Origin of the sequence: Bartonella sp. AA78NXGY (assembly GCF_042197005.1) — a bacterium.
Taxonomy (GTDB): domain Bacteria; phylum Pseudomonadota; class Alphaproteobacteria; order Rhizobiales; family Rhizobiaceae; genus Bartonella.
The window spans coordinates 112,684-124,781 of sequence record NZ_JBHIRI010000001.1 but is presented as its reverse complement, the minus strand read 5'-3'; the positions used below and the strand labels follow the sequence as shown (position 1 = coordinate 124,781).

Annotated in this window: 10 protein-coding genes; 4 read left to right on the top strand and 6 right to left on the bottom strand. The window is 35.1% G+C overall.

Going from position 1 to position 12,098, the window contains the following annotated elements; genetic code table 11:
- The first annotated feature begins 285 nt into the window (after positions 1 to 285).
- On the top strand, positions 286 to 1,059 hold the full coding sequence (locus tag ACFINL_RS00520) for a Bax inhibitor-1/YccA family protein (protein WP_375611347.1): 774 nt from the start codon (positions 286 to 288) through the stop codon (positions 1,057 to 1,059).
- A 112-nt stretch (positions 1,060 to 1,171) separates the two neighbouring features.
- Positions 1,172 to 2,035: an endonuclease/exonuclease/phosphatase family protein gene (locus ACFINL_RS00515; protein ID WP_375620887.1), complete on the top strand. Its 864-nt coding sequence runs from the start codon at positions 1,172 to 1,174 to the stop codon at positions 2,033 to 2,035.
- A 5-nt stretch (positions 2,036 to 2,040) separates the two neighbouring features.
- On the opposite strand, the gene polA is transcribed toward ACFINL_RS00515, so the two are convergent.
- The 6 genes from polA to ACFINL_RS00485 form a co-directional block, all read right to left on the bottom strand.
- Positions 2,041 to 4,968, bottom strand: a complete 2,928-nt coding sequence (gene polA / locus ACFINL_RS00510) for a DNA polymerase I (RefSeq protein WP_375648952.1) — start codon at positions 4,966 to 4,968, stop codon at positions 2,041 to 2,043.
- 299 nt (positions 4,969 to 5,267) lie between these two features.
- Positions 5,268 to 5,975: a DNA polymerase III subunit epsilon gene (dnaQ, locus tag ACFINL_RS00505; RefSeq protein ID WP_375629128.1), complete on the bottom strand. Its 708-nt coding sequence runs from the start codon at positions 5,973 to 5,975 to the stop codon at positions 5,268 to 5,270.
- A gap of 4 nt (positions 5,976 to 5,979) precedes the next feature.
- On the bottom strand, positions 5,980 to 6,567 hold the full coding sequence (coaE, locus tag ACFINL_RS00500; protein WP_375612770.1) for a dephospho-CoA kinase: 588 nt from the start codon (positions 6,565 to 6,567) through the stop codon (positions 5,980 to 5,982).
- Positions 6,564 to 7,436, bottom strand: coding sequence for a shikimate dehydrogenase (locus ACFINL_RS00495; protein WP_375648947.1), 873 nt, complete (start codon positions 7,434 to 7,436; stop codon positions 6,564 to 6,566). The genes coaE and ACFINL_RS00495 overlap by 4 nt, the downstream gene beginning before the upstream one ends.
- The gene (locus ACFINL_RS00490) at positions 7,429 to 8,025 is read right to left on the bottom strand and encodes a Maf family nucleotide pyrophosphatase (RefSeq protein WP_375611343.1); all 597 of its coding nucleotides are present in this window, start codon (positions 8,023 to 8,025) and stop codon (positions 7,429 to 7,431) included. Before ACFINL_RS00490 ends, ACFINL_RS00495 begins: the two co-directional genes overlap by 8 nt.
- A complete protein-coding gene (locus tag ACFINL_RS00485; RefSeq protein WP_375612767.1) occupies positions 8,022 to 8,861 on the bottom strand; it encodes a pyruvate, water dikinase regulatory protein in 840 nt (279 codons plus the stop codon). Before ACFINL_RS00485 ends, ACFINL_RS00490 begins: the two co-directional genes overlap by 4 nt.
- A 552-nt stretch (positions 8,862 to 9,413) precedes the next feature.
- Between ACFINL_RS00485 and rho the strand changes: the two genes are divergently transcribed.
- Positions 9,414 to 10,679: a transcription termination factor Rho gene (rho, locus tag ACFINL_RS00480; RefSeq protein WP_015857121.1), complete on the top strand. Its 1,266-nt coding sequence runs from the start codon at positions 9,414 to 9,416 to the stop codon at positions 10,677 to 10,679.
- A gap of 31 nt (positions 10,680 to 10,710) precedes the next feature.
- The gene (gene mnmE / locus ACFINL_RS00475) at positions 10,711 to 12,018 is read left to right on the top strand and encodes a tRNA uridine-5-carboxymethylaminomethyl(34) synthesis GTPase MnmE (protein ID WP_375611341.1); all 1,308 of its coding nucleotides are present in this window, start codon (positions 10,711 to 10,713) and stop codon (positions 12,016 to 12,018) included.
- Positions 12,019 to 12,098: the final 80 nt, after the last annotated feature.

Genomic DNA, 12,098 nt, shown 5'->3' with positions numbered 1-12,098 from the left:
AAGTATAGTCTTTTTATCTTGCAAAAATATGGCAAAAAATGGAAATATTTTTTATTAAAATGAACTATTTCCTTACCAATTTGTAAGGTTCCTTCTTCATATAAATCTCTTGTAATTTTTAAATAAATCTCCATAATAAGAGCATATATGCTGGAATTCTGTCAGTGATTCTTAAGGGTTTTTGTATTTGCCCAATTAAGGCTTATACCAAGCTTATCTGTGTAATGACAGAGACACCTTTAAAGCCCTATACCTGACAGAACATATGCTAAAGGATTTTATATTATGGCTAATTTTAAAGATTTACGTTCGGCACCTGCTTCTCATGCCGATGCATCAATTGATCAGGGATTACGCGACTATATGTTGGGTGTCTACAATGCAATGGCCATTGGTTTGCTTATTACAGCTGCTGCCGCTTATGCAATTGTATCATTAGCAACGACAACAGATATGAGCCAAGCAGCAGCTCAAATCAATAGCAGTGTTTATCTAACACCATTTGGAGTAACATTTTATACATCGCCATTCTCTTATATTGTTATGTTTGCACCACTCATAGCAGTCTTATTTCTCAGTTTTAAAATTAATACATTGAGCACAAATGCTGCTCGTAGTCTCTTTTTTGGTTATGCTGCTCTGGTTGGTCTTTCACTGTCTTCAATCGTTTTGCGCTATACGACAGAAAGTGTTGTGCAAACCTTTGTCATTTCCGCCGCAACTTTTGGAGCTCTTTCACTTTATGGATACACAACAAAGCGTGATCTCACAGCAATCGGTTCATTCTTATTCATTGGATTGATCGGCTTGTTGCTTTCCATGATTGTGAACATTTTTCTTGGATCAAGCGCTTTGCAGTTTGCTATCTCTGTGATTGGTGTTTTTATCTTTGCTGGTTTAACAGCCTACGACACCCAGAGCATTAAGTTGATGTATTATGAAGGAGATGAAAGCGATACCAGAGGACGTAAAGTTATTATGGGCGCGCTGAATCTTTATCTTGATTTCATCAATATGTTTGTCTTCTTGCTACAGTTTCTTGGCTCAAACCGTGATTGATTGCAAAAATCATTACTTAATTAAAGAACCTTGTTTCTTTTAGAAACAAGGTTCTTTTGTTTTTAGTGTAAATCTTTACCCTCTGCTTCTTAGAAACTATTCTTTTCGCAAAATGACAAAAATCCCTTATAAGCAAAAATTCCCTTGGTTTACCGGTTTTATCCAACAAAAACTCCATAGCTCCTTTTTAAATACAATTCATAGCCGCTCTCATCATCAATCAAACATTGTCAATCAAAATAGTAATTATGATCTGACCGTTGCTTCCTATAATGTGCATAAATGTGTAGGTGTTGATAAAGTTTTTAATCCTACAAGAATTGTCCGTGTTATTACTGAATTACAAGTTGATATCCTTGCTCTTCAAGAAGCAGATAAACGTTTTGGGGAACGCATCGGTTTGATTAATCTTCAGCTATTAAAAGCTGAAACCGGTTTGATTCCTGTACCTCTTAATACTATGTCACCTCATGGCCATGGTTGGCATGGGAATGCTCTTTTTTTGCGAAAGGGATATGTACGTGATACTTTACAAGTCACTCTTCCTAGTATTGAACCACGTGGGGCTGTAATTGTAGAGTTGGAAATGGCAGCAGGACCTATTCGTATTATTGCGGCTCATTTTGGATTATTACGTTACTCTCGTAAACAACAAACAAAAATGCTCCTTGAAATTTTCCAAAAACGCCCCCTTATGCCTACACTCCTCATAGGAGATTTTAATGAATGGCGAATGGGAAAAGGCTCATCTTTAAATCATTTTTTTCCCTATTTTGATAGCACTTTTGAAGTTGTACCAAGCTTTCCCTCTCGTTTTCCTTTGTTAGCCCTTGATAGAGTTTTTTCTTTTCCCCACCAATTGGTAACAAGTATTGAAAATCATTATTCACCACTTGCACGCATTGCTTCAGATCATTTGCCTATCAAAGCCTATCTTAATCTTTCCAACGCAATCAATATTCTTAAAAATAAATAAAAAAATTAATGTGCCTTATCCCAATTTTGAGCCGTCATAACTTTTACTTCAAGCGGGACAGATAAAGATAAAACCGGTATTGTAGCATTTTCCATAACATTTTTAACAACAGTCATGGTTTTTTTACTTTCTTCTTCTGGTACTTCAAAAATCAGTTCATCATGAACTTGCAGCAACATTTTTGCTGATAGTTTTTCTGCTTTTAAAGCATCTTCCATATGTATCATAGCGCGGCGAATAATATCGGCTGCAGAACCTTGAATTGGAGCATTGATAGCTGCCCGCTCATTAAGAGAACGAATTTTTACATTCTTTGCTTTTATTTCTGGATAATGGATACGACGTCCAAAAATTGTTTCTACATAACCATTTTCACGTGCAAAGATTTTGGTCTTCTCCATATAATCTTTAATTCCTGGAAATCTTTCAAAATACAGTTGAATATAACGACCCGCTTCTTGGCGTGAAATTCCCAACTGATTGGCTAATCCAAAAGCTGAAATACCATAAATAATACCAAAATTAATCGCTTTTGCACGCCGTCGTATATCTGAATGCATTCCTTCTATCGCAACACCAAACATTTGTGATGCCGTTATAGCGTGAATATCATGCCCTTTAGCAAAAGCTTCTTTTAATGCTTTTATATCCGCAATATGTGCAAGAATGCGCAACTCAATCTGACTATAATCAGCAGAAAGTAACACATGTCCTTTGGGAGCAATAAAAGCTGTTCGAATTTTACGTCCTTCAGCAGTTCGCACTGGAATATTTTGCAAATTTGGCTCTGATGATGATAACCGACCTGTTGATGTTATTGCCAAAGAATAATTCGTGTGAACTCGCCCTGTTTTTGAAAAAATATAAGAAGGCAAGGCATCTGTATAGGTAGATTTTAGCTTTGAAAGTTGACGCCACTCAATAATTTTACGCGGTAAAATATGACCTTCAGCAGCCAACTCTTCTAAGGTCTGTGCAGAAGTTGACCATTGTCCACCCTTTGTTTTAGCGCCTCCAGGCAATCCCATTTTGCCAAAAAGGATATCCCCTAATTGCTTTGGCGAAGCAAGATTAAACTTTTCATCAGCTTGTTTGTAAATTTCCTCTTCTAGAATCAAAGCAGCTTGTGCCAACTCTCCTGAAAGACGCAATAAAATCTGCCGATCAATAAGAATCCCCCGTTCTTCCATTCTTGCAAGAACTTCTACAAGAGGTCGATCAAGACGCTCATAAATTTTTGTCATTCCACGAGCAACAAGTTGCGGTTTCAATACTTGCCAAAGACGTAGCTTTATATCAGCATCTTCCGCCGCATAAAGGGTTGCTTGTTTTAAATCTACTTGTGCAAAAGAAGTAATTTTTTTCCCGTTATGCGTTAAATCTTTATAGGCAATTGGTTTATGCTCAAGCCAACGTTCAGACAAATCATCCATATTATGGGTTAACATTCCAGCATCAAAAGCATATGATAAAAGCATGGTATCGTCAAAAGAGCTTATCATAATGTCGTATTGCTTCATCACCAACCAATCATATTTTATATTATGACCAATTTTTAACACCGCTGAATCTTCTAATATCGGTTTTAAAAGTGCTAAAGCTTTTCGAGCCCCAATCTGTGAAGCAATGCGCCCGCCCCTCAAAAGGTCCTCTTCTCCTTCATCAAAATGTTCAAGAGGTATATAAGCTGCTTTTTCCGGCTGTAATGCGAGTGAAAAACCAACAAGCTTTGCTTGCATCGGATCAAGAGATGTTGTTTTAGTATCAAAAGCGAAAAAACCCTGCTCTTGTGCTTGTGATAACCAGTCTTTTAAAATTTCCTCATCAAGAATTGTTGTATAAGCATCTCTTGTAATTTTTTGAGTCAGCGCTTGATCTTTACGTTCTTGTGCAAAAACTTGTGGAGAATTTTCAGAAAAATTATGAAGGGATGCGCGCTCAGTATTCTTGATATCAGAATCATGCCTGATATCAGAATCATTCCTAGGGCTTAGTTTTTCCCATTCAACATCTATATCAAGTGCGTCAATAACAGCTGCATCGCATGTTGTTGCCTCTGCCACGCGACGCGTTAATGTTGAAAACTCCATCGCTTTCAAAAAAGCAATTAAACGTGGACCATCTTGTGGCTCCAAAATAAAATCATCTAAATCATTATCTATAGGAACATCTGTTTTAAGCCTGACAAGTTCACGAGATATTTTAACTTGTTCTCTATAAGCTTGAATGTTTTCACGTCGTTTTGTTTGTTTAATTTCTGTTACGTTTTGCAATAAAAGATCAAGAGAACCAAATTCATTTAACAACTGAGCTGCAGTTTTTGGACCAATGCTTGGAATACCCGGTACATTATCCGTTGAATCTCCAATTAATGCTTGTAAATCAATCATTTTTTCAGGCGCAACACCCCATTTTTCTATAACTTCTGAGATACCTATATGCTTATCTTTCATTCCATCATACAAAGATACATGCGTATTTACGAGTTGCATAAGATCCTTATCAGAAGAAATAATGGTTGTTTTTGCCCCAACCTTTGTTGCCAACTTTGCATAGGTAGCAATTAAATCATCCGCTTCAAAGCCTTCCTTTTCAATACAAGGCAAATTAAAAGCCTTCGTTGCTTGGCGTATTAGCGCGAATTGAGGAATTAGATCTTCAGGAGGTTCAACGCGATTCGCTTTATATTCAGGATAAATTTGTTTCCGAAAAGTATCAGATGAATAATCAAAAATAACAGCAAAATGTGTTGGAACAACACCCGTAGCTGTATTACGAGCATCACAAAGTAATTTCCATAACATATTGCAAAAACCAGCTACTGCTCCTACAGGAAGTCCATCCTTTTTACGTTTTAAAGGCGGCAAAGCATAATAAGCACGAAAAATATAGCCTGATCCGTCAACCAAAAAAAGATGATCTGTTGCTTTCATGACAATTTTTTCTCCATTTCAGCTAAAAAAACAAATTACCCTTATATATTTTTTCACTTTGCCTCTAAAAAGCCATTTTTTCTCTTCATAAGATGTGAAGTCGTTGCACTTTATATTAAGTACCTAGAGCTTTTCTTTGCTGTTACAGGATTAATAGCTTTCATTTTGCTCCTCCTATGATAGCTGAGGTACGATGTAGCGACAGGGTCGTTGTGGTGTTCCCCTCCCCACAACGACCGTTTTTTTTGACATCGATATTCTTTAATTTCAATCGTGACTCTTTTAGATAAAAGATGATGTTATTCATGAATTTTGAAGTTATTCCACAGAGCTTTTTCACCCATTTTGTAGATAAAATCAGCGTGTAACTTTTTTTCTTGCATACTCAATCTTGAAGGTAAAGCCTGCGGGCGAATTTTAACGGCATAAGATGTATCTTTATCGTTCTGGATATGTTCATCAATACCCCTTCTGTTATCAAAACCCAATACACCTTGCTTTCCACCGATGAGCTCAATATAAACATCGGCTAGAATCTCTGCATCAAGCAAAGCACCATGAAGAACACGATGGCTGTTATCAATTCCAAAACGTTTGCATAAAATATCAAGAGAATTAGGACCCATAGGAAATTTACGCCGCGCCATAGCCAATGTATCAAGAATATTATCAACACTGATAAGCGGTTTGTTGACGCGTTTTAATTCTGCATTAATAAAACCAATATCAAAACTCGCATTATGCGCAATCATTGTCGCGTCTTTGATAAATTCCAAAAATTCATCAACAATATCACTAAAACTTTTCTCGTTTTTCAAGCGTTCATTGGTTAATCCGTGAATTGCTACAACTTCATCAGGAATAATAACGCCTTCAGGGTTTAAATAAACATGAAATTGGCGTCCTGTGAGATAACGATCAACCATTTCTACACAACCAATTTCGATTATGCGATCTTTCTCTTTATCTAAACCTGTTGTTTCTGTATCAAAAATAATTTCACGCATAATTTTAATTCTTTAGCAATTTTTTTATCACATCAAAAACCTGTTGACGTGTATTCTCTAAATCTTTCCCTGTATCAATAATAAAATCAGCGCGTTCTCGTTTTTTTTCATCTGGCATTTGTTGAGCGTTGATAAAGGCAAATTTTTTCTCATTCATACCTTGGCGAATCATTACACGTTCTTTTTGTATTTCTGGTGGAGCAGAAACAACAATAACGCTATCCACACGACTTTCACCATTTTTTTCAAACAGAAGTGGAATATCAAGAATAACTAATTTTTTCCCTTGTTCACGCGCTATATCAATAAATTCCCTTTCTTTTTCTTGCACCAAAGGATGAATTATTTTTTCTAATGTTTGTAATTTTTCTTTATCATCAATCAAAATTTCAGAAAGTTTCAAACGGTTAACTTCTCCGTTTTCAACCACACCAGGAAAAATACGCTCTATGAATGACAAAGCTGGCTCACTTTTATAAAGCTGTTGTACTGCTTCATCAGCACTAAAAACAGAAATACCCGCTTGCTTGAAAAAATCAGCAACTGTTGATTTTCCCATAGCAATTGATCCCGTTAATCCTATGATCTTCATTCTCTTTTTTCACTCATATCCTCTAAAATAGCTGTCCGTAACGCTTTTGTTACCTGTGGTCTTATTCCGAACCACTGTTCAAACCCTATAACAGCCTGATGTAGAAGCATCCCAAGTCCATCAACCGTCTTGAGATCACAAGCCTTTGCCTGTTGTAAAAAAGGAGTTATCAATGGTGTATAAATAATATCTGTTACTAATGCCGTTTTTTTTGCTTTATGAAAATCGCAAAAAAAAGAATCACTTTTTTCTTCTGGACTTTTTATGCCAATAGAGGTTGTATTAACAATCAAATCAGCTTGATGAAGTATTTCATGGATTTTATGCCAATCGTAAACTTTAATGATTTTTCCAAAATGCTGAGCTAAATTATCAGCACGTTGTTTTGTACGGTTAATTAAATAAATCTGTTCAAATCCGCGTCTTTTTAAGGCATATATGATAGCGCGTGCGGCACCACCTGCTCCAAAAACAAGAGCTGTTTCCCCTCCCCAATCAGATGCAAAATCATCAAGATTAGCGCTAAAACCATAGGCATCACTATTCGTGGCACAAAGCTTATCTCCTTCATACCAAAGTGTATTAACAGCACCAATCATTGTTGCTCTCTCATCTTTATAATCTGCTAAACGAAAAGCTTCCTGTTTATAAGGCAAAGTAACATTTCCTCCACAAAAGCCTATTTTTTGTAAAGACGCAATAAAATGACTGAACTCTTCAGATGTTACTTCTTGTGCAAGATATTCTCCTTGTAAACCATATTGTTTAAGCCAAAAATTGTGAATTCTTGGCGATTTTGAATGATGAATTGGAGAACCAACAACAAAAGCACGCGGATAATTTGTTTTTTTTATTGTTAAGTCAACCATCAATAATTCCTAAGTGGCGCAGTTTTATGAGTAGAGGCAGCAAAGGTAAACCAACAATGGTAAAAAAATCTCCTTCAATTTTTTCAAAGAGATGAATTCCTTCTCCTTCAATTTGATATACTCCCACGCTGTTTAAAACATCTTTTCCTACGCGTGCTAAATAACGTTCAATAAATTCTGATGAGAGTAAACGAACAGACATATGTGCACTAAAAGCTTCAACCCAAATTTTTTGACCATTTTTAAATAAAGCTACCGCACTATGAAGAGAATGGGTTTTTCCTGATAATTCACATAAACGTTGATGTGCTTCTTTAATATTTGTTGCTTTGTGAAAAACTTGACCTTCAAAATCAAGAACTTGATCACAACCAATAACGAAAGCATCAGGAAAACGATCTGAAACATTTTTTGCTTTTGCGCTCGCAAGAAAACAGCTGAGTTCTTTAGGTGTTTTTTCTTTTGCTTTTTTTTCTACTTCTCTTTCATCAAAAGAAGCTCCTTCAATGGAAAAATTTAAGCCTGCTTTTTTTAATAATTTTGCACGATAAAAACTAAGAGATGCTAATATTAAAGTATCTGCGTTCATGAGAATTTTCTCTCATTTCCTTCACGAAATCGTGATAACAGTTCAAATATTGCAGCAGCAGTTTCTTCAATAGAACGTCTTGTGACATCAATAATAGGCCAACCAAAACGTTCGCAAATGCGTTTTGCATGGATTAATTCTTCAGCTATGTTGATACGATTAGTATAATTATCAAGAGCAAAACCTTCTCCTAAATCTCTATTTTGACGAATATGTGAGATTCTTTCAGCTGAAGCAATTAAACCAATAATTAAAGAATTTTTTACCTCTAAAAGAGATTCTGGCAAATCAATTCCTGGAATAAGAGGAACATTAGCCGTTTTGATTCCGCGATTTGCTAAATAGATGCTTGTTGGTGTTTTAGAGGTTCTTGAAATTCCCACAAGGATCACATCTGCTTCGGATAAGCTACTGGAAGACTGTCCATCATCATGCTCTATTGTAAAATCCAGTGCCTCAATACGGCGAAAATAATCTGCATTAAGATCATGTTGTGCGCTCGCACGTAAATGTGTTGGCATTCCAAGGTAAGACTGAAAAGCATTTAAAACAGGATGCAATATATCAATACAGGGAACTTCTATTTTTTTGCATTTTTTTTGAAGGAGTAGTTTAAGTTCTTCATCAATCATTGTGTAAAGAACAATACCTGGCTCTTGTTGTATTTCATCAAGAGCTTTCTGTAACTGTATTCTATTACGAATCATAGGATAGATATGCTCTGTTGCCTGAATCATTGCATATTGCGATGCTACAGCTCTTCCAACAGAAATTAATGTTTCTCCTGTTGCATCAGAAAGCATGTGTAAATGAAAGAATTTTTTTTCTTTTGTCACAAAAATTTTAACTCCTTGTTAAGACATGTGTATATATCCTCACCGTTTTTTATAAAACTAAAATTTATGAAAAATTCTCCTTTTTTATGCACAAATTAAATGCTTGTGATAATTTAATCCCTCTTATAAAAAAAGAGGGGATAATATCTTTAAGATAGTGATATTTTTATTCTTTTTTCAGTTCCTTTTGTGGATAAAATTGAGGATAAATAATAATCCACACTAAACACAGTTATAAATAAGAATAATCCTTTCTTTAATATAAATTTATTAATATAAATTTCTGTAAAAAATACTTTTGAATAGCATTTTATTAATGCTATAATACTAACTCACATTTTTGTTATTAAAATAATTAAATACTATTTGGATTTTATATTTTTTCAAGTTTTTCATATAATTACTTAATATTACAGGAACAAATTTCATATAAATGGTACTTGCAGATTAAAAAAATTGAGTGTAGGATATTTTTTCTTAATAATATTTCACTCATAAATTTCCATAAATTATTTAGAACAATCTTCTCCTTAATTACAAAGAGCATATTTCATGCAAAAAATGAAACTACAAGAACTTAAAAGCAAAAATCCCGTTGAGCTTGTTTCTTTTGCTGAAACATTAGAAGTTGAAAATGCCTCCCTTATGCGCAAACAAGAATTAATGTTTGCTATCTTGAAAAAACTTGCTCTACAAGACGTTGAAATTATAGGAGAAGGTGTTGTTGAAGTTTTACAAGACGGATTTGGATTTTTGAGATCTGCTGATGCTAATTATCTTCCTGGTCCTGATGATATTTATCTTTCACCTGCACAAATACAGTCGTTTTCTTTAAAAACAGGCGATACAATTGAAGGTCCCATACGCAGTCCAAAAGAGGGAGAACGTTATTTTGCTCTCCTTAAAATTAATACAATTAATTTCGAAAAACCTGAAAAGATTCGTTATAAAATCCACTTTGATAATCTTACTCCTCTTTATTCAAATGAACGTTTCCAAATGGAAATACAAGATCCTACAGAGAAAGATATGTCATCACGCGTGATTGATTTGATATCTCCATTGGGAAAAGGACAAAGAGGGTTAATTGTAGCTCCTCCTCGGACGGGAAAAACAGTTTTACTTCAAAATATTGCTCATTCTATTACCACTAATCATCCTGAATGTTATCTCATTGTTCTTTTAATTGATGAACGACCAGAAGAAGTTACTGATATGCAGCGTTCAGTAAAAGGAGAAGTGGTTTCTTCTACTTTTGATGAACCTGCAATACGTCACGTACAAGTGGCAGAAATGGTTATTGAAAAAGCCAAACGTCTTGTTGAATATGGGCGTGATGTTGTTATTCTTCTCGATTCTATTACACGTCTTGGGCGTGCATATAATACAGTTGTTCCTTCTTCAGGTAAAGTTTTAACAGGTGGTGTGGATGCAAATGCCCTCCAGCGTCCAAAGCGTTTTTTTGGTGCAGCACGTAATATTGAAGAAGGCGGATCTTTAACCATTATTGCAACGGCTTTGATTGATACAGGAAGTCGTATGGATGAGGTTATTTTTGAAGAATTTAAAGGAACAGGTAATTCGGAAATTGTTCTTGATCGAAAAGTTGCTGATAAACGTATTTTCCCTGCTATGGATATTTTAAAGTCAGGAACGCGTAAGGAAGAACTTCTGGTAGAACGACAAGATTTACACAAAATTTTTGTTCTTCGTCGTATTTTAGCATCTATGAATGTAACAGATGCAATTGAATTTTTGATTGATAAATTAAAGCAAACAAAAAATAATAGTGAATTTTTTGATTCAATGAATACGTAGAGTCATTAAAGTTTTTATTAGGATAAAACCTGTGGATACAATCTTTGCTGTTTCGAGTGGATTGTTACCTTCAGGGGTTGCAGTCATTCGGCTTTCTGGTCCTCATGTTGTGGATATAGTTAAAACGCTTTGTGGTCGTTTACCTAAAGCACGTTTTATGCATTATGGAAATCTTACTGCTCGTGATGGTAGTTTTTTAGATTCTGGTTTAACTGTTTTTTTTCCTGCTCCTCATAGTTTTACGGGGGAAGATTGTGCAGAATTCCATTTACATGGAGGAAAAGCAGTCGTTAATCGTTTTCTCGATGAATTGTCGACATTTTCTGGATGCCGTATTGCAGAAGCAGGTGAATTTTCACGTCGTGCTTTTATGGAAGGAAAATTAGATCTTGTTCAAGCAGAAGGTCTTGCTGATTTAATAGAAGCAGAAACGGAAAGCCAACGGCGTTTAGCTGTTATGGGTACAAGTGGACATTTAACGACGCTTTATCGTGATTGGCGTCATAAGCTTATGAAGGCGCGTGCTTTTATTGAGGCAGAACTTGATTTTGTTGATGAAGCAGATATTCCCAACGCAATATCTGATAAAGTTTGGAAAGATGTTCAGGATCTTTGTACTTCTATTCGGGAATATATTACTAAAGGAGAACGTGCGAGTATTTTACGTGATGGATTAAAAATTGTTATTGCTGGTGCTCCAAATTCTGGAAAATCAAGCATTATGAATCGTCTTTCAGGAAGATCTGTTGCTATTGTAACGGAAGAAGCAGGAACAACCCGTGATGCTTTAGAAATGAGAATTATTCTTGGTGGTTTACCTGTTTTTTTAACCGATACTGCTGGTTTTAGAAAAACAGAAAATAAAATAGAACAGATGGGAATAGAAATTGCTAAACAGCATGTTAGGGAAGCTGATTTGGTTATTTTGGTTTATGATATAGGAAATCCTAAGCAAGTTGATTTACCAGAAACATCGGCTGAAATATGGTGTGTTGGCAATAAGCTTGATCTTTATGAAAAAAATGATCAGCGTTGGTCTATACAATTTTCCGCATTAACTGGTTTAAATTTTGATTATTTTATAAAAGAACTTGAATTATTTTGTCATCATCGTGCTTCTGAAATTGGAAATATTGTTCCAGCACGTAAAAGGCAACTTCAATTATTAAAGGAGGCTGTTAAAGAGATTGAATTTTCTCTTAATTATCATTCCCTTGATCTCAGTTTACGTGCAGAACATCTCCGTTGTGCAAGTGATTTTCTTGGGAAAATTACAGGAGATATTGATGTTGAAGATTTGCTTGATATTATTTTTTCAGAATTTTGTGTTGGTAAATAATGATTCACGTGAAACATTGATTATTTCATAGACAGATTATAAAGATTATGTATTTTATATCCTGTTTCACGTGAAACCTT

What these genes read in the sequence shown, in the direction of transcription:
- ACFINL_RS00520 (WP_375611347.1), top strand. Translation starts at nt 286, where the DNA reads ATGGCTAATTTTAAAGATTTACGTTCGGCACCTGCTTCTCATGCCGAT.
- ACFINL_RS00515 (WP_375620887.1), top strand. Translation starts at nt 1,172, where the DNA reads ATGACAAAAATCCCTTATAAGCAAAAATTCCCTTGGTTTACCGGTTTT.
- polA (WP_375648952.1), bottom strand. Translation starts at nt 4,968, where the DNA reads ATGAAAGCAACAGATCATCTTTTTTTGGTTGACGGATCAGGCTATATT.
- dnaQ (WP_375629128.1), bottom strand. Translation starts at nt 5,975, where the DNA reads ATGCGTGAAATTATTTTTGATACAGAAACAACAGGTTTAGATAAAGAG.
- coaE (WP_375612770.1), bottom strand. Translation starts at nt 6,567, where the DNA reads ATGAAGATCATAGGATTAACGGGATCAATTGCTATGGGAAAATCAACA.
- ACFINL_RS00495 (WP_375648947.1), bottom strand. Translation starts at nt 7,436, where the DNA reads ATGGTTGACTTAACAATAAAAAAAACAAATTATCCGCGTGCTTTTGTT.
- ACFINL_RS00490 (WP_375611343.1), bottom strand. Translation starts at nt 8,025, where the DNA reads ATGAACGCAGATACTTTAATATTAGCATCTCTTAGTTTTTATCGTGCA.
- rho (WP_015857121.1), top strand. Translation starts at nt 9,414, where the DNA reads ATGCAAAAAATGAAACTACAAGAACTTAAAAGCAAAAATCCCGTTGAG.